The organism is Anaplasma platys, assembly GCF_012790675.1.
In the GTDB taxonomy this organism is placed as follows: domain Bacteria; phylum Pseudomonadota; class Alphaproteobacteria; order Rickettsiales; family Anaplasmataceae; genus Anaplasma; species Anaplasma platys.
Map to the genome: position 1 here is coordinate 1001107 of NZ_CP046391.1, position 22315 is coordinate 1023421.

Consider the following 22315-nt stretch of genomic DNA (forward strand, 5'->3'; position numbering starts at 1 on the left):
ACGTTTAAGTGCCCGGCCGCAACGTCACATCTTAAAAACGCAAACGTATACAGCAACGCTACTCAACAACTATTAGCTGTTCATCATCTCGAAAAAGTCGTTGTTGTCCTTGGCCATACTTAGCTTGTCCCTGAGAAACTCCATCGCCTCTACAGGCCCCATAGCTGACAGTAAACGACGCAGCAACCATACCTTCTTCAACAACGCTCCCTCTATCAACATATCTTCCTTTCTCGTGCCTGACTTCGATATGTCTATAGCTGGGTAAATCCTCTTATCTGCTATCTTCCTATCTAGGATTATTTCGCAGTTGCCTGTTCCCTTAAACTCCTCGAAAATCACTTCATCCATTTTCGAGCCTGTCTCTATCAATGCTGTCGCTATTATTGTCAACGAACCACCGTTTTCTATGTTCCTAGCAGCTCCGAAAAACCTCTTTGGTCGCTGCAACGCATTTGAGTCCACCCCACCTGTCAGAACCTTACCCGAAGACGGCATTACCTCATTGTACGCCCTTGCTAGTCGCGTAATAGAATCCAGCAGGATCACCACTTCCTTCTTGTGCTCCACCATCCGCTTTGCTCTTTCTATTACTATTTCCGCAAGCTGCACATGACGGTACGCTGGCTCATCAAACGTCGAACTCACCACTTCTCCCTTCACCGACCTTAACATGTCGGTTACTTCCTCTGGCCTTTCGCCTATCAGCAATACTATTAGTTCCATGTTCGGATGATTCATCGCTATTGAATGTGCAATCTGCTGTAAAATCACCGTCTTACCCACACGCGGCGGCGCCACGATCAATGCCCGCTGCCCTTTTCCGAGCGGCGCTATTATATCTATCGCCCGCATACTAATATCTTTCTTATCGGCACCGGCACTGCTCTTGCACTCCAGCAAGATTCTGTCTTCTGGATACAACGGTATCAGGTCGTCAAAATGTACGTACCTTTGTAGCTTGCCGATTTCTGTGTAATTTATGCTATACGCCTTTACCAGCGTAAAGTACCTTTCCTTTTCCCCAGGTGCCCTTATCTCACCACTTACTATGTCACCTGTTCGCAGATTGAACTTCTTTATCTGCCCTGCTGATATATAGATGTCATCACTACTTGCTGCGTAGTTTGCTTCTGCTGATCTTAAAAAGCCAAAGCCATCAGGGAGTGTTTCCACTACTCCACCACCGATTGCTACCCCTCCGTCGCTGATCACTCGCTTCATCAGCTGGAAGATTATCTCCTGCTTCAGCATCCGCCCGTTGCTTACTACACCTAGCTCTTCCGCTATTGATAACAGCTCACCAGTGCTTTTCTTCTTTAGTTCACATAGGTTCAGTATCCTTACTTCCTCACTGCCATTTTCTGTCGCCCCTCTCTTCACTACAGACTCTTCCTTTTCCATGACACCTTCTGACATAAAAACTCTCTTCACTAAACCCAACAAGCACAATCAAACACAACACAGCAGGGACGAAAACACGACGGCCACGAAACGGGACAAGGTAACAACAACGGGCTACAGAGCACCCATGCCACGACCCGCTGAGAATACCATCACCACTTTACTGAAGATCTACGCATCTAACACTTCGCGCAAGAGCAGCTCGTACCACAAAACTCACCTTGATAAGTAAACAACACCAACACAAGGAAAAAACAACCCCACAAGGGAAAACCCCGGACGAACTCCGAGTACGCGGAATCTATACCATAACTCATCAGCGCACAAGTACATTTTTGTGTCAAATAGCACAAGCGTTAGGGACACACTGCTTGAGGGATCCGCCCCGCGCTAAAACTCTTAATGAGCCCTGGATAACCATTAGCTCACGGGATAAGCAATCTCACGCAGCCCATAGGACATCAAAGCACCTCGGCTGGGATATAACCCACAGCTAAAGCCTGACTATCAGCAAAGACGTTTCTCTGCCACACAGCTACATGTGAAATGTTATCTAAGCAACGTTAACATTGTAACGTATTTTTACCACAACAATAAAGATTTTATTCTTCCCCTAGTGGATAATATCGTGGGACATTTCGTATTTTCAGCAAATTTCCCGAATAGTAACGACCCTTTAGTGTAGCTTCTCTTGGCAGCACTCGCGGCAAACTTACACTAACTTCTAACGCAAACTACATACTTAGGAACACGTAACTGTTTTTAATGAAGTGAAATGTTTATCAGCTTGTGGTAGTTATGCTCTCGCGCTTGCTGGGTAACAACCGTAGTAAATATTGGAAGGAGATTTGGAATGCATCACACAGACAACAGTAAAATGTACGGCACTACCATTCTGTCAATAAGGCAGGGGAACAAAGTAATAATTGCTGGCGACGGTCAGGTAACATTAGGATCTTCGATAATGAAGACTACCGCAAAAAAAATAAAACGGCTGGCGGGAGACTCGGTAATAACGGGGTTTGCAGGAGCAACCGCGGACGCGTTTACCCTTTTTGAGCGTCTAGAAGGTAAGCTTGATAAACATCCTGGCCAGCTAATGCGCGCTTGTGTGGAGTTGGCAAAGGACTGGCGCCAAGACAAGTATTTGAGAAGACTTGAGGCAATGATGATAGTGGCAGACAGGTCAGTATCCCTAATAATTTCGGGAGGTGGAGACGTTCTTGAACCGGAAAACGGCATCGCTGCCATAGGGTCGGGAGGAAATTTTGCACTTTCCGCTGCAAGAGCATTGTGTGCCGTGCGTGACGAATTTGCACACGATATGACTTTGGAGTATATAGTAGCGAAATCCATGGCGATAGCTGCAGAAATCTGTGTATACACTAATAACAACGTTGTCATGGAAAAAATAGAGGGTTGATGTATGTACTCGCGTGAGTTTGGGGAAGTTGCTTGCAATTTGCCCGGTGAAAATAAAAACCAAACGTCTCATAACACAAAAAGTGAAGACAAAAAGTTGGTCCTTGATGACGAGTGTGGTAGTGGTAGCGAAGAATCAGCTGAAGGTGATGGCGGGGAGATTCTAAATCTGTCTCCTAAACAAATTACTAGAGAATTAGACAGGTTCATTGTCGGACAAACCGAAGCAAAGCGTGCAGTGTCAAATGCATTACGCAGCCGCTGGCGCCGCAGTATGGTTCCCCAGCCGCTAAGAGACGAGATCATTCCTAAAAATATACTCATGATTGGGCATACAGGTGTTGGGAAAACTGAGATAGCTCGGCGTTTAGCAAAGCTGGCCCAGGCGCCTTTTATCAAGGTGGAGGCGACAAAGTTTACGGAAATCGGATACGTAGGACGTGACGTTGATTCGATCATGCGTGACCTGGTAGATCGCGCTGTGCTGCTGGTAAAAGAGAAACATAGGAAAATGGTGAATAAGCAGGCTAGCAAAGCTGCTGAGGAAGTAATACTCAATTGCTTGGTAGGGGAAGGAGCCAGCGAAGAAACTAAGGCTGCATTTAGGATTAAGTTGCAGGGTGGCGAATTTGAGAACACTGAGATATCCATAAACGTTAAGGACAATCGAAAAAACCTGGCTTCATCTTTTGATGTCCCGGGCATGCCTGGAGGACAAGTAGGCGTAATGAACATCAATGAAATTGTTCAAAAGGTATTGGGTGGGCACAAGCAGACCAGAATGCTGCAGACCACCGTTAAAGAAGCACGAAAAATTTTGTTAGACGAGGAGACCGAAAAGCTCATCGATGAGGATAAAGTAATCAGAGAAGCCCTGGACACGGCAAGCAATGAGGGCATAGTGTTCTTGGACGAAATAGACAAAATAGCAGCGAGGAATGAGGTGCGTGGAGAGGTAAACCGGGAAGGGGTGCAGCGCGACTTACTCCCGTTACTAGAGGGCACCAGCGTTAGCACAAAATACGGTACCGTAACCACAGATCATGTCTTGTTCATAGCGTCCGGAGCTTTTCATTTGGCAAAGCCTTCTGATCTTCTACCAGAACTTCAGGGGCGGTTACCTATTCGCGTTGAGCTCGCGCCACTGAGCAAGGATGACCTAGTGAGAATTCTTACGGAGCCTGAAGCAAACTTACTCAAGCAGTACCGCGCACTGTTGGAAACCGAAGGTGTGACAGTTGAATTCACGGAAGACGGAATATCAGCCATAGCTGAAATCGCCTCGATAGTTAACAGAGAGGTTGAAAATATCGGGGCTAGACGACTCCACACCATAATGGAAAAGCTCATGGAGGATATAAGCTACAACGCCACAGAAAATAAAGGCAAAACCTTCATTATAGATAGCACACATGTAAAAGAAAAATTAGAGGATATCTCCAAGCAGCTGGACCTGTCGAAGTTTATACTATAGGCAAAAAATGGTTACCCAGGCCGCGATCAACGGGATCTTTTCCTCAGTTGCATCTCGCTATGACGTCATGAATGATATCATGAGCTTTGGGCTGCACAGGCTTTGGAAGCGCGAGCTATGCAGTAGGATCACCAAGGGCTCGGGTGCATTGTTGGACGTGGCGGGAGGCACTGGAGATGTTGCGCTACAGGCACTTACGAAACACCATGGGCTTGATGTAACTGTTTGCGATATAAATACAGACATGTTGGATTTCGGCAGAAAAAAGGCTATTGATTGTAACCGAATTTCTGTAAAGTGGGTTTGCGCAAGTGGTGAACGCTTACCCTTTTCAAGCGATTGTTTCGACTATTACACCATAGCGTTTGGAATACGAAACATACCAAACCGTGAAGCCGCTCTTAGCGAGGCTTATAGGGTGCTAAAACCCTGTGGACAGTTTCTGTGCCTAGAGTTTTCCCCCATATTGAAGGAAGGGCCCTTCAAGGCTGCATACGACCTCTACTCTTTCGCAGTAATTCCCAAAATTGGGCAGTTGATCGCGAAAGACGAGGCGGCGTACTATTACTTGGTTGACAGTATTAGAAATTTTCCCTCACAGGAGGGCTTTACCGGCGAGATCCGCACTGCCAAGTTCTCTATGGTTACGCACAAAGATCTCTGCGGAGGGGTGGCAACTTTGTACAGTGCATTTAAACATTAACTTCGTAGCCCATAGTGCAAAAAATGCCAGACCGGCATTCGGGAAAATGTGTGTAATCCTGCATATACAAAAGACTGTTCATGCGCGCTTGGTAGCATTGTGAAAAACAAAATTACAAAATTATAGTACCGTATTAAACCTTATCCGCTACAGCGCAAACTTCCCTGAAAAAAAGCAATACAAACATTAAGTGCAGTAGAATTCTCTACATCAACTAAAAACGTACGCAGGTACCATGCGGATACCTATTCCGAAACCACCAGGACATTCGGGAAGTTCATAGTGAGATCGCGGATATTTACAGAGAATCCGCTGCATAACTGCGCGCAGTTATGCCTTAGGCAGGAAATATAAAAGGGCAATTTAGACGCACAGCGGCGGCACCCAGGATCTTAGTAATATGCAAACCAGATACACCAATGAAAAGCAGTAATCACTCTGCTCCTAAAACCAATGGCGCACCTTTACAGGCGATCAAACTTTGAGAACACCGGCACAGGAGCAGGTAGCACTACGCTCGAAGTGTTGAGCTCAGCAAAGTACTTGAAGGACCTTTTCTCTTCAGGAACCGCAATTTGATCTAATACGCGCGCTGCAGCATCAGGCAAAAACGGCTGCAACATTATTGCCAAACACCTTATATATTCCAGTAGCTTGAAAATAACAGCATTGGCATGCTCTTTATCCTCTTTAAATAGCTTCCAAGGAGCTTTACGTGCTATATACTCGTTTGCTATCGCTGACAGGCTAAGTATGAATTTCAAGGCCTCAAAAAACCTATACTCCTCAACATATGCCCTATATCTCGCAAAAATTTCACCGTATGCCGGAAGATCCTCTTCGCCCTGCAACTTGTCCACAGGCACTTCAGGGATTTTGCCACCACATTCTCGGTGCAACAGAGAAACCGTCCTTTGAACCAGGTTACCAAAGTTATTGGATAGATCGCAATTTACGCGCTCTTTTAGGCCCTCACGGCTAAAACTTGCATCATTACCAAAAGAGGTTTCACTCAACAGAAAATACCGGAAATTCTCCAGGCCATACTCCTCCATAGCGGCAATAGGATCTATTATATTTCCAAGCGACTTAGAGATTTTTTGCCCTTCATTCAACCACCAACCATGGGCAACTACTTGCTTGGGAAGTGGGAGTCCTGCTGCCATCAACAGCGCCGGCCAGTAAACGGCATGAAATCTCAGGATATCTTTGCCAACAATGTGAGTAACAGTTTTTCCATCCCAGAAGTTTTTATATTCCTCAGAATGTATGTCGGGGAACCCCGTGAGCGCCAGATAATTTGATAGTGCATCAACCCACACGTACACCAGGTGATCCTTATCTCCTGGAACGTCTATCCCCCAGGAAATGTGTTTTTTCGATCTAGATACCGAAAGATCGCGTAACCCTGATTCCACAAAACGCACAACTTCGTTCATACGGCCCACAGGAACTACAAAATCGGGGTTTTCCTTGTAAAACCTCAGCAAGTCGTCCTGCCATTCCGACAACTTAAAGAAATATCCTGGCTCTTCCAACCACTCTACCTCAGCACCAGTAGGCGCTTTACCATCCACTAACTCACGCTCTTGGTAGAACGTCTCATCCCTAACAGAATAGAACCCAGAATAATGACCCAGGTAAATCTGCCCTTTGCTGTAGAGCACATTCCACAGTGCCGACACCGCGTTTTTATGGCGGGTCTCTGTAGTACGTATAAAATCACTACAACAAAAACCGGACTTTCGTACCAGCTCCTTAAAGGTTTCACTTACCGTATCTACATATTTCTCAACGCCTATGCCACTTTTACGTGCCGTCTCTTCAACTTTTTGTCCGTGTTCATCTGTCCCAGTAGAAAATTTCACATCAAACCCATCAATGGCCTTAAACCTCGCCATAACATCCGCTATCAAGGTTGAGTAAAAGTGTCCTATATGAGGCGGCGCATTAACATAATATGTGGGAGTAGTTATGTAGAAGCGCCGCATTTGCATCGTGTAACCATGATCGACAAGTAGCCCCGGAAGGTGCCAGCATTTTATATAAATTTACACTTACCCTCAAGCAATAACGCCTCTTCCCAGGAATGCCTAGTGATAATCAGGTATTTCGTTCGCCATATCCTAATGTAGAAATAGGAAGCGCATAGACATAGCACAGTTTGAGGCATAGTTCGCTTTCTATCGGACATTACGGGTATACCCATGAAAACAGCTGCAATCTTGAAAGGCATTTTCGCCTACAACCACATGGAAAATACTTACCCGCGCTATGATCTCAGACTGCAATACATAAATAAATTTTTACCTACTGTTCTGTGTTTAACACTCGTCATTGCAGCCTTCAAAAGCCAATAAAACCCTTGCGCCATGACACAACCTGGATGTATCATGCACGCTGTAGATTTTTTTCAACACTAGGGATTTTTTCTCATGCTTCAAGCGTTCATCGTGGGAGTTTTGTTTGCGTGCTTTACTACGTTGTTTGTGTGGGGTGATCCCTCGAGTGCTGCTTCTCCTTCCCCGTGGCAGATGGGTTTTCAAGAGCCCGTAACTGACGTCATGGAGGCAATTATCAAGTCCCATAGCTTTGTCATGATCGTGATGTCGCTAGTGGTGCTTGTAGTCTTCATATTGTTAACCTACGTACTCATCAGGTTTAGAAAGAGAGACGGCGAGCCAGTGGTCTTTAATAGGAAGCATTCGCACCATGTGCTGCTTGAGGTGTTGTGGACACTTGTGCCGCTGTTGATAGTCGGGTTCCTTACCTTCAGCAATGTGAAGCTGATAAGATATGAGCAACAGATCCCAAAGGCAGATCTTGTCGTCAAAGCAATTGGCTATCAGTGGTACTGGGTGTATTCGTACCCAGAGAACGAAATAACCTTCGATAGCTATATGAAACCTGAAAATGAGCTCCGTGACGGTGAGCTCCGCTTGCTAGAAGTAGACAACAAGATGGTGGTGCCTGTAGGAAAGACAATACTTCTGCAAACTACTAGCGCTGACGTGATACACAGCTGGGCTGTGCCAGCACTTGGAGTTAAAATAGACTCGGTACCCGGTAGGCTTAATGAAGCATGGTTTTCCGTCAAAAAGCCGGGAGTCTACTACGGGCAATGTTCTGAGTTGTGCGGAAGACTGCATGGGTTCATGCCCATAGCCATAGAGGCAGTATCTCAAGAGCAGTTTGATGAGTGGGTGAAAAGTAAAAAGGCTGCGGAGTGATGATATGGGTGACTTTGGTTGTTGTTGTCATTTTTCAAGGTTTTGTTGGATAATTACGTAAATCTGGGAAGGGCGTCTTAAATTTTGATTCGTTCTCCCCTGCAGTATGGATGGGGATAGTTTATGGATTCAGAACATACACCTACAGGGTTTCGGCGTTGGTTGTTCTCAACTAACCATAAAGATATCGGTACGATGTATATAATTTTCTCTATAATCGGCGGTGTTGTAGGGGGAGTTCTGTCGCTGATTCTGCGGGCCCAGCTTGCTCACATTGATGTGCTCAGTGGAAATTATCAGCTCTATAACGTCATGGTGACTGGGCATGCCCTCATAATGGTTTTCTTCATGATAATGCCTGCACTGACCGGGGGATTTGGCAACTGGTTTGTCCCCTTGCTTATTGGAGCGCCCGATATGGCTTTCCCCAGGCTGAATAATCTAAGTTTTTGGATGCTAGTTTCTTCGCTGGCTCTCTTGCTGTGTTCCGTACTAATAGGTGACGGTCCTGGTACGGGTTGGACACTTTACCCACCTCTTTCCTATCTGAACTCACATCCGGACGCAGCAGTCGATATGGCAATACTAGCACTGCACGTTGCCGGCATCTCATCGCTCGTAGGATCTATAAATTTCATAGTGACCATTTTCAACATGCGCGCGCCAGGCATGTCCCTGATGAAGATGCCGTTGTTTGTTTGGACGATATTGCTAACATCGTTCATGCTTATAGTATCACTCCCTGTATTGGCGGGAGCCATCACTATGCTGCTGACCGACAGGAACTTCGGCACGAGTTTCTTTAACCCCTCTGGGGGAGGGGATCCTGTTCTGTTCCAGCACCTGTTTTGGTTTTTCGGACACCCTGAGGTTTACGTTATTATTTTCCCAGCCTTTGGTATAGTAAGTCAAATAGTCTCAACCTTCTCTCACAAAGCAGTTTTTGGATATCTAGGCATGGTTTTTGCGCTAGTAGGAATTGCTACCGTGGGGCTGGTAGTCTGGGCGCACCATATGTTTACTACAGGCATCAGCGCAGAATTAGTCACATACTACAGCGTGACAACCATGCTTATTGGAGTTTTGACTGGGGTGAAAGTCTTCAGTTGGATTGCCACTATGTGGGGTGGTCAAATAGAGTTTAAGACACCAATGTTGTTCGCCATAGGATTTATATTCGTCTTCACGGTTGGGGGCCTAACCGGCATCATAGTATCACACGGCGGCATTGATAGAGTCTTACACGACACCTACTATGTGGTGGCTCACTTCCACTACGTGATGTCTATTGCCGCGCTGTTTGCAGCCTATGCCGGGTTCTATTATTGGATCAGCAAGATCTCTGGGAAACAGTATCCAGAGACTATGGGGAAGGTTCATTTCTGGTTCACTTTTATCTCAACAAACATAACTTTCTTCCCGCAGCACTTTTTAGGACTAGCTGGAATGCCACGCCGGATACCTGACTATCCAGACGCTTTTATCCCGTGGAATTACATTTCGTCGGTTGGAGCGTTGCTTTCTTTTATCTCTGTAATATTTTTTATAGCACTCGTCGTGTACACCCTGATACGGGGTGAAAAAGCTCCCGCCAATCCCTGGGGTGGAGATACTTTGGAATGGACGCTTCCATCACCTGCGCCATTCCACACTTTTGAGGAGATCCCAGACCTGACGAAACATGAGACACATTAATGTCAGGGGATAAAAGTAGCGACAGTCCACTTGTGAGAGCATCTGCTAAGGATTACTGGAAACTAGTAAAGCCAAGGATCATGTACTTGGTGGTATTTACGGCTTCTGCAGGCATTATGGTTGCGCCAGGGGTTGTTCACCCCCTTATTGGACTGGTAGCAACGTTATGTGTAGCGCTGGGCTCTGGCGCAGCAGGGGCGCTGAACATGTGGTATGATAGCGATATCGATGCTCTAATGACCAGGACGTCTAGCCGCCCCGTGCCTTCTGGACGCATATCGAAAGTCAATGCGCTGGAATGCGGCTTAGCACTTTCTATAATTGCAGTGCTAATTATGGCAATAGTTGTGAACTATTTGTCAGCAGCATTACTTGCAGGAAGCATTTTCTTCTATGCAGTGATTTACACTATTCTGCTAAAAAGGCGAACGCCACAGAATATAGTAATAGGTGGCATCGCGGGGGCATTTCCTCCAGTAATTGGCTGGGCCTCTGTTTCAGGATCACTTGCTGGGGAGAGCATGGTACTTTTCCTCATAATATTCTTGTGGACCCCACCCCACTTTTGGGCACTTTCACTTTTAAACAGAGAGGACTACAGAAACGCTGGCATTCCCATGTTGCCTGTAATATCCATCAGCTCGACCAGGACTCATGTTCTGGGGTACAGCATAGCACTTTTTCTTTCTACGCTATTGCCATGTTTCTTTGTTTCAGAAGTGGCACTCTATGCGATTAACGCCATCAGTTTGGGATCTGTATTCATCGTGCGTGCATCATCTCTATTCGCTGAAAAGTGTGAACCTTCGCATGATCACTGCATGGATCTCTTTAGCTATTCCATTTACTACTTGTTCCTGATTTTCTCGGCCGTGGTCCTATGCAACTAGTCACTAACTCCATTTGTGGCGGTACTTGCTATGATCTTGCTTTATCGTCATCCACTGCGGGGACTGGCTCAGCATCTGCGAGTTTATCGGCGCCACCTTGTCGATGAAGCCTTTCTGTATAGAGAGCAGCTGTTTCAACATCCCCGATTGCTTTGTAAGCCTCAGCAAGTCTTCGTACACTTTCAGTAGCAAAGACGGTGTCCGAGTATTCGTCAAGTAAGCCCGAGAATCTCTTTATGGATGCTATGTACCTTCCTCTTCTGAGGTAAAACTTCCCGATCGAGAACTCCCTCGCAGCAAGATGGTGTCGAACAGCGGCAAGTTTCTCCCGCACTTCCCCCAAGTACTTAGAATCAGGAAACATGCTCTCAAAATCGCGTGCCAGCTTAAGGACAGCGTTCGCCTCGGTCACATCGAGCCCCAAGTCAGGAATCAACATGTATTTAGAGATCAAGCTAACATAATAGGCGTAGTCAACAACATCACTGTTAGGAAAAACACCAACATAGCCCTCCGCAAGCGCAGCTGCTTCGTTGTAATTTTTGATCTCATAGTTCGCAGCGGCTGACATCAGACTACCGTCTATAGCAGCCTGAGAGAATGGATATAAAGATTCCAACCTGTCAAAAGCCTCAATTGCCGCTTTGTATTTCTTCTTATTGAACAAGGCAAGTGCTTCGTCATACAGGGCCTGCACACCCGCAAGGTGACTTTCCTGCGTGTAGCCCATACTCGGCGTCGCCGCAACTAAAACCACGACCATAAACAAAAAAGCCCTGAAACGCACCAGCAATCTCACAAAAAAGGAAGCACAATCGCCTCCCAGAATATAAACACAAAGCATTGCCAAGAGCAAGCCTTAAAACTCCATGCTTACGTGCGTTCTTATGTGCGTTACCCAAAGCAGTTGACAAGCTCTTCATTTGTGATAGCGTACGCTGTAGAGTAACTGGTATAGTCTCTAGTACAGGAGGCACTATGAATGTTCTTGTTGTAGGCTCAGGGGGCAGGGAACATGCGTTGCTGAGCTGCTTGAGTACCTCGCCCATGCTGGAGCGCCTTTATGTTGCTCCTGGTCGCGAGGCCATGGCAGATCTAGCAACAGTAGTCGATGTGGACGTGTTCGACTTCGTTGAGGTGGTCCAACTTTGCAAGCAAGAAAAAATAGATTTAGTTGTAGTGGGACCTGAGTTACCACTGATCAGCGGTCTTGCAGATGCTCTTACTGACGAAGGGATTTTCGTTTTTGGTCCATCAAGAGCCGCATCGCGTCTGGAGGCTTCTAAGGGCTTCACCAAGGAACTGTGCGCGAGGTACAACATACCGACAGCCAAATATGGCTACTTTATGGATATTGGCTCTGCGAGGCAGTATGTAAAGCGCAGCAAGTTGCCTCTTGTTGTGAAGGCTGACGGGCCTGCGCAAGGGAAGGGAGTTGTGGTTTGTCGTACACTAGATGAGGCGTACGAGGCTCTTGATGATATGTTGGTCCATGGCAAGTACGGAAAAGCTGGGGAAGCAGTAGTAGTTGAGGAGTTTCTGGAAGGGAAGGAGGTGAGCTTCCTTACGCTGATAGACGGAACAAATCCGGTCATTCTCGGTGCCGTACAAGATTACAAGCCCGTGGGCGATAATAACAAGGGACCCAACACCGGCGGCATGGGGTCGTATTCCGCACCGACGTTAATGAGCTCCGAAATGGAACATCTGATTGTGCAGAAAATAGTCTATCCCACCATCAAGGCCATGTTTAACATGGGAATAAGGTTTAGGGGGCTCCTTTTTGCCGGCATAATGATAAAGAAGAATGAGCCACATTTGTTGGAATACAATGTGCGGTTCGGTGATCCCGAAACACAGGCGATATTGCCGAGACTCAATTCGGATTTACTTCGTCTTATGTCGCTGACTGCCAAGGGAAGGCTGGGCAGTGAAGTTGTAGAGTTGAACGATAAATCAGCTGTTTGTGTTGTAGTCGCAAGCAAGGGGTACCCCCACCAGTTTGAGACTGGGTCTGTGATAAATGGGCTTGATGAGATGGCGAAGTGTCCCAATATACAGGTATTTCATGCGGGAACTAGAAGAGTTGGTAACAACTGGGTGTCTGATGGCGGACGTGTACTAAACGTGGTGGCTTCTGCTAATGATCTGGCAACAGCAAAGCACCAGGTGTACGCTGCGCTTGACTTGTTGGACTGGCCTGGGGGAATGTATAGATATGATATCGGTGCGTGTGAGTAAACGCAGAAACACAAGGATGGTAATCAGAAATGGACTGTAACGTGTGTTAGGCTGCTTGTTTCTTGCGTTGCAAAAGAGCTACGAGTCACTTGTGGTACCTGTTGAAGCAGGTGTGTGTCGTGGTGCGCTGAGCTACGCAGGCTTTGGTGAGTTTGTGTAGTCCGTTATCTGGTGCGAGGAAAGCCAGGCAGCTTGCAGAATAGATGGGAGAGAGGTGCGCAACTGTAGTCTCCTTGACAGTTAGTCGCAGCTTTGATAGAGTAAAGCTGTGTATTTTGTGGTCAATTGAATGTTTTCGTTTTTTAGCGACGCGCTTGCTTCTGCTGAGACAACTACAGCTGCGTCGGCAGCTGGCGTTGGAGCTTCTCTGGCTGGATTCGTGCCTCTTGTCCTTATCTTTGGTGTGTTTTACTTTCTGGTGATAAGACCGCAACAGAAAAAAATACGTGAACACAAAGAGCTGGTTAATAGCCTGAAAAGGGGTGACAAAGTTGTTGCTGCTGGTGGGCTCTTCGGCACAGTTGAAAAAGTAGACAGTGACAACGGCTATTTGTTCTTGGAAGTTGCTAGTGGTGTACAAATAAAAGCGCTAAAAACGTCTGTGACCGAAGTCTTGAACAAAAAACATGAAAAAAACAATGCTGACGCCAGTGGGGCAAAAAAAGATAAAACAACTGGTTAGTTATTAAGAACACGGCTTTGGTTGCAGAAAGAAGCGCCGTGGACATAGAGCAAAAAATAGCTAAACAGGGTGCTTGTTGGGCTCCGACACAGGAAGTGCGGTTTTCTCTGTGTAGTCAGAGAGTATCTTTCCTGGTTGCCTAAGGACACGCACAAGCAACAGGCGTGTTAGAAAGATGACGACTGCTCTTGTTTGCGTGGCAGAATGCCGCATCAGGGAGCTATCAGGTATTTTTAATAAAAGTCGGTTATAGGCTGGGCTGCGGATAATATTTTTTCTTGCCACGACAAACCCAAAAGACAGGTTGTAGGTTACGCGTTGTACAAATTCTGAGAGCAAGCTGCGTGTCAGGGAAGCCCCATCCAGGCGCCGCCTAACGAAGTAAACGTGCTTTAATTTCCTTTGTTACGGCTCTGGTCATATACACGGCACAGTCTGTGCAAGGTAGTTACCTTTTTGCTCGTAAGTTGATTTTACTCAGAGTCAAACCCATTCCCCTACGTGATAACAAACCAAAACGATATGACGATGTCTCCAAACACTCAGCAACATGGCATTGCAAAAATCCCGATAGTTTGTTACGAGACTGAAACAAGAAGTACAATGAAACCAGAAATACGAAACACAAACTACTACCTTCACACCACCGTTCTCGTTAAATCATGGAGACAAAAAAGGTTGCCACCTTTCCTTCGGCGGGAACTGAGGCTTGGTTTGCTATGGGCTAAAACGGCACGCAACAAATGTCCCTAAACGCGAAACAGGACCATATGCTCAACTTTATAGCGCTTGCAAACTGCCCTTTTTGCTGTATGGAACACACATGTGGACACATGCATTCAAAACGTAGACGAACAAAATATGATGGACAAGACATAAACTTTTAAACACAACCAAAATTTCATCATAGCTCAAGGAGCCAGCACTCTAATGTGCCTAGCAGCCATTCTGGCCCAGACAGCTGCTGTCTCCAGGAAACAGGCTACGTTATGTGGGAGACGCATGAAAGTATCAATGGCCTAGCATTTTTTGTAACACCAGTTCAAAACAACGCAGAATGTGTTGCCACCGTTAATCACTAAGAACACACCACCAAAACAGATGTACCGCTACTATAAGCAGACCTGAAGAGGCACTACCACAAAAGCAACTTTACAAGACAATTCCCCACAGAGACCCCCGTGCGATAACTTGGGTAGAAGCGAAGAATCACGCTTTGCAGTTGGCATCCGATCAGATCAAATTCTCATCGGCATTATTATGTGCATTCCGTGCTCCCCATCTTGGATTAGAACAGCAGAGCTGCCGTCACTAAACACTAGCTCACACGCTCCCCTTATACTGCCGAGAACCTCCATTAGGTACCGTGCATTTAGGCCTATAGTGACATCATCACCTGTATAGTCAATAGCAATCTCCTCGCGCGCATCACCCTGGTCAGAAGACGCTGAACTTAAAACCAACATTCCAGATGTAAACGAAAGCTTGATAGCCTTCACCTTGTCAAACACAACAACTGAAACCCTGTCCACAGCACTCTGCAGCATAGTAGCATCCATAACAACGCTGTTGCGCCTCTCTGCCGGAATTATGGATGCGTAGTCAGGAAACACCCCGTCAAGAACTTTGGAGACCACAAAATACCCTCTGTACCTGAAGCATATTTTCCTATCCGATAGCCCTACGGAAACATTCTGCGCAGGGTCACTCCCTATACCATGACTTATAATTTTGAGAATCTCGTTAACAGTCTTTCTTGGAATTATAACCCCGGCCCTAGAACCTAACCCTTCAGGCTTATCTATCTTTGCCAAGGAAAGCCTATGTCCATCAGTAGCAACACAATGCAGCTTATCCTCGTCCATGTGCATGTAAACCCCCCGAAGGTTATACCTGCTCTCTTCCACAGACATAGAAAACTTGGTTTTATTCAATAGCTCAGACAGATTCGCTGGAGATATCTCGAACTCACTATCTGGAGCACTTCCTTCAATGGCAGGAAATTTTTCCGGAGTTATAATGTGCAGAAAAAACTTCGCATTTCCGCACTCCAAAAGCAGTTTACTCGCATCTAGCTTGAACCTAACGTCAGTGTCACCTGAAAGCTTACGCACAATGTCGTACAGCAACTGCGCCGACGCTACCGCCACCCCTTCCGTCACCACGTTTGCGGTCACACAAGCCTCAATGGACAAATCCAGATCGGTAGAGGTGAGCTCTATCCCAGCACCCTTTGCCTCTATCCTGACACACGACAAAACTGCAATACTGTTGCGCCGCTCAATAACGCTACTAACGTAGCTCAGCGCCTGCAGAAGCTCTTCACGGCTTATGCTGAACTCAAGCCCGCCATATACTTCACAGCCCATACGCACCCAAGCAACTCCCCAGAGTTGGGGATTCTAGACTCAATCCCCCATAATGTCAATAAAACTGTACCCTCCGAAGAGGTGAACACTTTTAGATTACGCAGTCAAAATTGTTACAGCTAAGTTTGATGACTAAATATGTCAACGCCGTCCCATCCCAACAGATCCAGCTCTGCCCTTGCAGGAATAAATTTGAAGCATGCCTCCGCGAGATCCTGCTTTTCTTCTCGCTCCAGCATCATATCCAACTTCCTTTTGATAGCGTGTAAATACACAACATCCGATGCCGCATAGCTAAGCTGTTCAGATGTAAGAACCTCTCTACCCCAATCAGAGGATTGCTGAGCTTTATTAATCTTCACACCCAACAATTCGTAGCATAAGTCTTTAAGACCATGATGATTAGTGTACGTGCGAACAAGCCTGGATGCTATCTTGGTACAATAGCAAGGGGCTGCCCACATACCAAAACCGTGTCGTATTGCGGCAACATCAAACCTAGCAAAGTGAAAGATTTTCAGCACGGCGGGATTGGAGATCAATTTGCGAAGATTAGGTGCACTGTAATCACCACTGAACTTTACAAGGTGAGCGTCACCATCTCCGGCAGAGAGCTGTACTAAGCAGACCCTATCACGTCGACAGACCAAGCCCATAGTCTCTGTATCAACAGCGACAATACCCCCTAGGTCTACATCATCCGGCAAGTCATCACTATGCACGAATACAGCCATCTAATACCCCGCACTCACCTACAGGGCACCACTCTAGCACACACCATAAAAAACACAATCACCAAAACTACGCTTCTTCCGCGTAATCCCTGTTTTGCTCACCACACTGACTCTCGTCTGACCACGCATAGTCGGGCTCCCTGCCCCCAATCTTAGCGGTCTTATTGGCAGCAACCTCGTTGCGTTGCGCCCCTCTGGCATCGTCACCATCATCCGTTGCGTGCTCCTTCAGGACGTAGCCCCTACCCCACACGGTCTCTATGTAGTTCTTACCGTTGTTGGCAACTTTCAGCTTCTTACGCAACTTACACATAAACACATCGATAATCTTATCGTCAGAAGGCTCATCAAGCTCCCTGTACAAATGCGACAAGAACATCTCCTTAGTGAGTACCGTTCCTAACCTGGAGGACAATAACTCAATCATGCCGTACTCTTTCTTTGTCAGATGGATGATCGATCCATTACACTCAACGCACTTGTGATCCAAGTTGATCGAAATGTTACCCACCCTGACTATAGACTCAGGATGGCCCCTCGTGCGCCTCACTATCGCTTTGATTCTAGCAAGTAACTCGCTCTTATGAAAGGGCTTGGTGATATAATCATCTGCACCGTAGTAAAGACCCTTTACCTTATGGGCCACCGAAGAAATGCACGACAGAATCAGAACCGGCACCTTAATACCCGATTCTCTCAGCTTCACCAATATATCATATCCATCTATCTTACCAGGAAAGTGGATATCCAGAATTACTACATCGTAATCATCGTTTTTGGGAATTATGCTACCGTAACAATCCTGCGCCGAAGCCATAGTCTCGCAAAAATGCCCCTCTGAAGACAGTGAAGCTTCAACTGCCTTGGCACAAGCAACATCGTCCTCTATTAACAGTATGCGCATACCCACCCCTCAAAAACACAACAAACTCAGGCACACAACGATCCCCTTTTCCGGCGACGCTTAACCAGACCCTCTAAAGCTAACACGTATACCGCCACACACAGCAAGCACGATCTGACGAAGGTGTATAACATATTTCTCATATGTTGCACATACAACACAGCGAAACCTGCTGTCATCCCCACTACAAGCAGGACTCATTATACAAACAGCAACTAATGTATCCAACAGCGCACGCATGGCACACCATGTGTACCCTATATGCATTAACGCTTTTTTAAGAAATTCAACAAACACCGGAAACTACCTACCGCAGCGCCCTGGCATACCATATTACTCGTCCTAAAATCTCTATATCTTCTACACCACATTCATAAGACGAATACTTTTTATTGTCACACACAACGTGTAACACTATTTGGCTACTGTCTCGTATGTACTCAAGACGGCGGATCAAAATCCCAATGGAATCCCTTATGGCAAAAACCCCCGCGGGGTGCGCGACCTTGTCTGATATATCCACCAAGACCATATCCTGACCAAAAAGAGTTGGAGACATGCTATCACCCTTGACGTCATAAAAACGCAAAAAGCCCGTATTAAAAGGCAATCTGGCGTTGGAGGGGATATAGAACCTGTCGTATTTTGTTACATTTTTCTCACCGTCGTCCCCACAAGCCTCAAGATGAGTAATGGGAACAACGCCACCAGAGGCGACTTCACACAGTCCATCGTCGCTACCTACTAAGTACGCTAGTGGCACTTGTAACACTTCGGCAATTGCCATAAGTTTCTTGGACGTAGGATTGCTCGACTTACCACTGAGAATATCGTACACAAACGACTTTCCAACAGAAGCCTTTTCCGCAAGTTCCCTGGCATTGATCCCGATCTTATCCATCTGAGATCTGATTCTGGCAACTATGCTGCTGCAACTACCGTGTTTCTCCATAAATTCGCCTTACAGTTAATATTAGTACAGCTTGTACAATTTTCACTACATAAACTCAAGCATTAATGTCCTTGTAGCGAGACAGTATTATGATCGCACAACAGCAAGTTAATAAATTTACTGGTATAGCATAATAAAAAATTCCACGGTTACTACAAATAACTGGTAACTATAGTGTTAATTTAGGATGTATAATACAGCAAGACATTAACACACTGCCACGTAGGAAATATAACCCACAGCAAGTCATAAAACTGTCACAGCATCTGTAGGTGCGTGACGAAAACAGTGTTTTTATGTTGCTTTTACTGACATGAGAATTCCGGGTGCGCGCTGCCGCTTTGAACGGCACAACCTAGAATCGCGTACCGCACAGATTCACAGCAACAAAACGAAGAAACAGATTATTACAGCAAGCACCGCATGAAAAAGGAAGCTATGCACTCAGTCCGCAGCAACATTTTGCATCAAAGATATAGAATCGAAAAAGACGATAATCCCTATTGCAACGTTACAATAGACTCTTGTATCACAGACCTAGCTCGAGCGGCGTCTTGCCAGTCTCCCACCGAAACAAACTTCTCTTTTTCGAGTTTTTTGTAGTAGGTGAAAAAGTGCGCTATTGAATCTAAAAATACGCTAGGTAAATCTGTATAGTTCCTGACATCTTCATAGTACGGATCAACCCCCGACGCAGGGACAGCCAAAACCTTCAGGTCTTCTCCTTTTTCATCATGCATGGATAATACACCGACGGGCCGTGAGCGTATAACAGCTCCCGAAATCACCGGAAACCTACTCAACACCAGCACATCCACGGGGTCGCCATCCCCGGCCATTGTGTTCGGTACGTAGCCGTAGTTGCACGGATAATACATAGCTGTGGGCAAAAACCTATCAACACACAAGATACCAGTATCCTTATCCACCTCGTACTTCACTGGACACGAATTCTGGCTCACTTCAATGAGGACATTAACCTCATCTGGAGCTCCTTTGCCGCTCACAGCACCAACGCTCACGCCTACCCCACACTTACACACAATACCTCAGCACCCTTCGCCGCGCGTCTACAGAGCCACCGAACAGGCGACTAAAAAACCTCAGCAGAAGCCACAGGACATCATACCAAAGCCGCTATCTCTTAGAGAACTGACACTTCTTACGCGCTTTATGCTGTCCGTACTTCTTGCGCTCAACCACCCGGGAATCCCGCGTTAAAAGCCCCGCCTGTCTAAGAATCGGCTGGAGAGACGGATTAATATCTTTCAGCGCTTTGCTAATCCCGTGGGCTAAGGCACCAGCTTGACCAGAAACACCACCGCCTAGTACCACTGCGCGAACATCGTAGCAGCCCACTGTAGACGTAACGTGGAATGGATTATGTACACACCTACACAGCGACTCCCTGCGGAAGTAATCGGTGCAATCCACTCCATTGACGTTCACAACACCACTGCCAACCTTCAACCACACCTTAGCCACAGCAGTTTTTCTACTGCCAGTGCCGTAAGAGCGACCAAACCTATCTATCTTAGCCTTAGCGGGCCCGCCAGCTGCACTGCCAACGCTCACCTCACCTTCTACCATCCTCTCCCCTTCTATTTTTAACATTCATAGCGCCAAAATCTAGAACTACCGGCTGCTGCGCATCATGCCCATGGATAGGCCCAGCGTACACTTTAAGATTCTTGAAACGTCTCCTGGCCAGCGGGCCGTCACCCAACATACGCCAGACAGCAAGCTTGAGTATCCTCTCCGGATGCCCCGCCCGCATAATGTCACTAGGAGTGCTACTTTTTAACCCGCCCGGATAGCCAGTGTGTCTGTAGTAGACCTTATCCTTATATTTATTGCGCGTAAAACGCACAGCGTCCGCGTTTATCACTATAACATAGTCACCACAATCCATGTGCGGCGTATACTCGGGCTTGTGCTTTCCCCGTAGCAACGAAGCAATATAAGCCGCAAGCCTACCCACCACCATACCGTCGGCGTCAATGAGTACCCAACGCTTCTTCACTTCGCCAGCTTTTATTGAGAAAGTCCTCATGCCCGATCAACCCACTAAAACGGAACCGCATCAGCGGACTCTACTACCTAATGCTAAACTTGTCAATGCAAACTAGGGTTCAAGCTCGTAAATTTAAGTAATAATTTTTGCCTGCTTTCCCCCTGAAAAAACTGCCAAAATACCATGATTTATGTAGCATAAGTTGAACGTACTTTGGCCACTGCGCGAGCCAATATATGTGCCACTTAAAAACCTTCAACCGGCCTTGATTTTCAATGCAATAATGTAATATGCTTGTTCATAAATGATTTACGATGGTTGTGTATGCGTAAGGTCTCGTTGCTTTTTCTATTGCTAGTGATGTATATGTCACAGGGGGCCAGTGGAACGTCACTTGATGAAGCATTAAATAAAACTCTCGACAACAACATGGCTCTCAAGGCAAGTCTATACAAGAGTTTGGCATCGAAACACGACGTAGTGAGTTCCGCGATGGCGGGCGTCTTACCTCGGGTATTGTACGAATTTAAGGTACATAACTCCGGTGCTCTACAAGAAAGCAGCAGTTCTGCTGTAACCTTGTCACAGACTTTGTTCAACGGTGCTACCATGTTCCGGATAGACAAGGCGAGGTACCAGTACGCTGCACAGGAACTGGCATTTGCGCTCGAAAGGCAGAAGACGCTGCTCAAGGCCATCAATGTCTATATGGAAGCAATGTCAGCATACGAAGTCAACAGGCTCAACGAGAGCAATCTGAAAGTAATGACAGAGCAGCTAGAAGCGGCCAACAAGCGTTTTGCCGTCGGGGAAATAACAAGGACTGATCTTGCAAAAGCTGAGGCGAAACTTGCCGAGGCTAAAACTGACGCTATCAGCGCAAGGGGAAGGCTGAAAACTGTTGAGGCAAACTATACTCGCATAATTGGGGAGCCACCAGTAGACCTCAGATATCCAAGTAATAAGAAACTGCAGATCCCCAGCACGTTGCAAGAGGCGTTAGACATAGCGCAGAGAAGTAACCTGTCTCTTCTTCTGTCACGTAATGTGTACCAGGCATCAAAGCGTGATGCTGCTATGGCTGTTGCTACTAAGTTCTTGCCATCCCTGACCATTGCTGCATCAGCTAGAACTTCGCCGGGAGGTAGTTTTGATCGCATATCTCACAGGTTCGATCTAACGCTAAGTCTGCCAATCTTCGAGAGAGGTGTTTTGGGACTTATGGATATAGACAAGGCTAACAAAACTCGTCAGCACTATATGTACTCCCTGCACGAAGCTGCGAGAGAGGTAGAGGAGTCTGTAATAAATGCGTGGGAAGCACTGCAAACCTCGGAGTCATTCCTCAAGTCTGCGCGAGAAGCTGTGAGATACAACGAGATAGTGTGTGACGCGATCACTCAAGAAGCAAGTCTGAACATGAAGACTACTTTGGACGTTTTAAAAATCGAGCAGGACCTACTTAAAGCGAAAGTGAAGTTAGTGAATGCTAAGAGCAAGGTTATCGTACATAAATACAACCTACTTGCTTTGATAGGCCTTTTCTCGGTTGACAGTTAGTGGAGCAACCTACTGAAGCGCGCGTTGCACATACAGTAATT

The 22315-nt window shown here is 46.4% G+C and carries 19 protein-coding genes; 9 read left to right on the top strand and 10 right to left on the bottom strand.

From position 1 onward, the window contains the following. Nucleotides 1-72: 72 nt before the first annotated feature. The gene (gene rho / locus ANPL_RS03850) at nt 73-1404 is read right to left on the bottom strand and encodes a transcription termination factor Rho (RefSeq protein WP_236822905.1); all 1332 of its coding nucleotides are present in this window, start codon (nt 1402-1404) and stop codon (nt 73-75) included. Between the two features lie 853 nt (nt 1405-2257). On the opposite strand from rho, the gene hslV reads away from it, so the two are divergent. From hslV to ANPL_RS03865, 3 genes are read left to right on the top strand one after another with little or no spacing between them, the layout of a single operon-like run. Then, the gene (hslV, locus tag ANPL_RS03855; RefSeq protein ID WP_169193425.1) at nt 2258-2827 is read left to right on the top strand and encodes an ATP-dependent protease subunit HslV; all 570 of its coding nucleotides are present in this window, start codon (nt 2258-2260) and stop codon (nt 2825-2827) included. Nucleotides 2828-2830: 3 nt separating this feature from the next. Beyond that, the gene (hslU, locus tag ANPL_RS03860; RefSeq protein ID WP_169193426.1) at nt 2831-4300 is read left to right on the top strand and encodes an ATP-dependent protease ATPase subunit HslU; all 1470 of its coding nucleotides are present in this window, start codon (nt 2831-2833) and stop codon (nt 4298-4300) included. A gap of 7 nt (nt 4301-4307) precedes the next feature. Further along, entirely contained in the window at nt 4308-5003 is a 696-nt protein-coding gene (locus ANPL_RS03865; RefSeq protein ID WP_169193427.1) for a class I SAM-dependent methyltransferase, read from the top strand. 464 nt (nt 5004-5467) lie between these two features. On the opposite strand, the gene metG is transcribed toward ANPL_RS03865, so the two are convergent. Then, the gene (gene metG / locus ANPL_RS03870; protein ID WP_169193661.1) at nt 5468-6994 is read right to left on the bottom strand and encodes a methionine--tRNA ligase; all 1527 of its coding nucleotides are present in this window, start codon (nt 6992-6994) and stop codon (nt 5468-5470) included. Nucleotides 6995-7438: 444 nt separating this feature from the next. Here metG and coxB point away from each other — a divergent pair, with 444 nt between their 5' ends. The 3 genes from coxB (at nt 7439) to ANPL_RS03885 (ending at nt 10818) form a co-directional block, all read left to right on the top strand. Beyond that, the gene (gene coxB / locus ANPL_RS03875; protein WP_169193428.1) at nt 7439-8233 is read left to right on the top strand and encodes a cytochrome c oxidase subunit II; all 795 of its coding nucleotides are present in this window, start codon (nt 7439-7441) and stop codon (nt 8231-8233) included. Nucleotides 8234-8356: 123 nt separating this feature from the next. Then, nucleotides 8357-9928: a cytochrome c oxidase subunit I gene (gene ctaD / locus ANPL_RS03880; RefSeq protein ID WP_169193429.1), complete on the top strand. Its 1572-nt coding sequence runs from the start codon at nt 8357-8359 to the stop codon at nt 9926-9928. Then, nucleotides 9928-10818 carry a heme o synthase gene (locus ANPL_RS03885; RefSeq protein ID WP_169193430.1) on the top strand — a complete coding sequence of 297 codons (891 nt, stop codon included), beginning with the start codon at nt 9928-9930 and terminating at the stop codon, nt 10816-10818. The genes ctaD and ANPL_RS03885 overlap by 1 nt, the downstream gene beginning before the upstream one ends. Before the next feature lie 28 nt (nt 10819-10846). Here the strand turns inward: ANPL_RS03885 and bamD are convergent, their stop codons facing one another. Then, nucleotides 10847-11581: an outer membrane protein assembly factor BamD gene (gene bamD, locus ANPL_RS03890; RefSeq protein WP_169193431.1), complete on the bottom strand. Its 735-nt coding sequence runs from the start codon at nt 11579-11581 to the stop codon at nt 10847-10849. Nucleotides 11582-11796: 215 nt separating this feature from the next. On the opposite strand from bamD, the gene purD reads away from it, so the two are divergent. Both purD and yajC read left to right on the top strand, forming a co-directional pair. Beyond that, nucleotides 11797-13059, top strand: a complete 1263-nt coding sequence (purD, locus tag ANPL_RS03895; RefSeq protein ID WP_169193432.1) for a phosphoribosylamine--glycine ligase — start codon at nt 11797-11799, stop codon at nt 13057-13059. Between the two features lie 289 nt (nt 13060-13348). Beyond that, nucleotides 13349-13741, top strand: a complete 393-nt coding sequence (gene yajC / locus ANPL_RS03900) for a preprotein translocase subunit YajC (RefSeq protein ID WP_169193433.1) — start codon at nt 13349-13351, stop codon at nt 13739-13741. Nucleotides 13742-14979: 1238 nt separating this feature from the next. Here yajC and dnaN read toward each other — a convergent pair. The 7 genes from dnaN to rplM form a co-directional block, all read right to left on the bottom strand. Continuing rightward, complete coding sequence (gene dnaN / locus ANPL_RS03905) at nt 14980-16110, bottom strand: DNA polymerase III subunit beta (RefSeq protein ID WP_169193434.1); 1131 nt, start codon at nt 16108-16110, stop codon at nt 14980-14982. A 119-nt stretch (nt 16111-16229) separates the two neighbouring features. After that, a complete protein-coding gene (locus ANPL_RS03910; protein WP_169193435.1) occupies nt 16230-16844 on the bottom strand; it encodes a ribonuclease D in 615 nt (204 codons plus the stop codon). A gap of 67 nt (nt 16845-16911) precedes the next feature. Next, nucleotides 16912-17748, bottom strand: a complete 837-nt coding sequence (locus ANPL_RS03915; protein WP_169193436.1) for a response regulator transcription factor — start codon at nt 17746-17748, stop codon at nt 16912-16914. Nucleotides 17749-18055: 307 nt separating this feature from the next. Continuing rightward, on the bottom strand, nt 18056-18700 hold the full coding sequence (locus ANPL_RS03920; RefSeq protein ID WP_169193437.1) for an ECH_1013 family putative transcriptional regulator: 645 nt from the start codon (nt 18698-18700) through the stop codon (nt 18056-18058). 500 nt (nt 18701-19200) lie between these two features. Beyond that, nucleotides 19201-19722 (bottom strand): inorganic diphosphatase, encoded by a 522-nt coding sequence (gene ppa, locus ANPL_RS03925; RefSeq protein ID WP_169193438.1) that lies wholly within the window; start codon nt 19720-19722, stop codon nt 19201-19203. Between the two features lie 115 nt (nt 19723-19837). Then, nucleotides 19838-20290 carry a 30S ribosomal protein S9 gene (gene rpsI / locus ANPL_RS03930; RefSeq protein ID WP_169193439.1) on the bottom strand — a complete coding sequence of 151 codons (453 nt, stop codon included), beginning with the start codon at nt 20288-20290 and terminating at the stop codon, nt 19838-19840. Then, nucleotides 20277-20753, bottom strand: coding sequence for a 50S ribosomal protein L13 (rplM, locus tag ANPL_RS03935; RefSeq protein ID WP_169193440.1), 477 nt, complete (start codon nt 20751-20753; stop codon nt 20277-20279). The genes rpsI and rplM overlap by 14 nt, the downstream gene beginning before the upstream one ends. A 327-nt stretch (nt 20754-21080) precedes the next feature. Between rplM and ANPL_RS03940 the strand changes: the two genes are divergently transcribed. After that, nucleotides 21081-22274: a TolC family protein gene (locus ANPL_RS03940; protein WP_236822808.1), complete on the top strand. Its 1194-nt coding sequence runs from the start codon at nt 21081-21083 to the stop codon at nt 22272-22274. The last annotated feature ends 41 nt before the right edge of the window (nt 22275-22315 follow it).

What these genes read in the sequence shown, in the direction of transcription:
- bamD (WP_169193431.1), bottom strand. Translation starts at nt 11,581, where the DNA reads ATGGTCGTGGTTTTAGTTGCGGCGACGCCGAGTATGGGCTACACGCAG.
- metG (WP_169193661.1), bottom strand. Translation starts at nt 6,994, where the DNA reads ATGCGGCGCTTCTACATAACTACTCCCACATATTATGTTAATGCGCCG.
- ctaD (WP_169193429.1), top strand. Translation starts at nt 8,357, where the DNA reads ATGGATTCAGAACATACACCTACAGGGTTTCGGCGTTGGTTGTTCTCA.
- ANPL_RS03920 (WP_169193437.1), bottom strand. Translation starts at nt 18,700, where the DNA reads ATGGAGAAACACGGTAGTTGCAGCAGCATAGTTGCCAGAATCAGATCT.
- ANPL_RS03940 (WP_236822808.1), top strand. Translation starts at nt 21,081, where the DNA reads ATGTCACAGGGGGCCAGTGGAACGTCACTTGATGAAGCATTAAATAAA.
- ANPL_RS03885 (WP_169193430.1), top strand. Translation starts at nt 9,928, where the DNA reads ATGTCAGGGGATAAAAGTAGCGACAGTCCACTTGTGAGAGCATCTGCT.
- yajC (WP_169193433.1), top strand. Translation starts at nt 13,349, where the DNA reads ATGTTTTCGTTTTTTAGCGACGCGCTTGCTTCTGCTGAGACAACTACA.
- coxB (WP_169193428.1), top strand. Translation starts at nt 7,439, where the DNA reads ATGCTTCAAGCGTTCATCGTGGGAGTTTTGTTTGCGTGCTTTACTACG.
- ANPL_RS03910 (WP_169193435.1), bottom strand. Translation starts at nt 16,844, where the DNA reads ATGGCTGTATTCGTGCATAGTGATGACTTGCCGGATGATGTAGACCTA.
- dnaN (WP_169193434.1), bottom strand. Translation starts at nt 16,110, where the DNA reads ATGGGCTGTGAAGTATATGGCGGGCTTGAGTTCAGCATAAGCCGTGAA.
- hslV (WP_169193425.1), top strand. Translation starts at nt 2,258, where the DNA reads ATGCATCACACAGACAACAGTAAAATGTACGGCACTACCATTCTGTCA.
- ANPL_RS03915 (WP_169193436.1), bottom strand. Translation starts at nt 17,748, where the DNA reads ATGCGCATACTGTTAATAGAGGACGATGTTGCTTGTGCCAAGGCAGTT.
- rpsI (WP_169193439.1), bottom strand. Translation starts at nt 20,290, where the DNA reads ATGGTAGAAGGTGAGGTGAGCGTTGGCAGTGCAGCTGGCGGGCCCGCT.
- hslU (WP_169193426.1), top strand. Translation starts at nt 2,831, where the DNA reads ATGTACTCGCGTGAGTTTGGGGAAGTTGCTTGCAATTTGCCCGGTGAA.
- ANPL_RS03865 (WP_169193427.1), top strand. Translation starts at nt 4,308, where the DNA reads ATGGTTACCCAGGCCGCGATCAACGGGATCTTTTCCTCAGTTGCATCT.
- rplM (WP_169193440.1), bottom strand. Translation starts at nt 20,753, where the DNA reads ATGAGGACTTTCTCAATAAAAGCTGGCGAAGTGAAGAAGCGTTGGGTA.
- purD (WP_169193432.1), top strand. Translation starts at nt 11,797, where the DNA reads ATGAATGTTCTTGTTGTAGGCTCAGGGGGCAGGGAACATGCGTTGCTG.
- rho (WP_236822905.1), bottom strand. Translation starts at nt 1,404, where the DNA reads ATGGAAAAGGAAGAGTCTGTAGTGAAGAGAGGGGCGACAGAAAATGGC.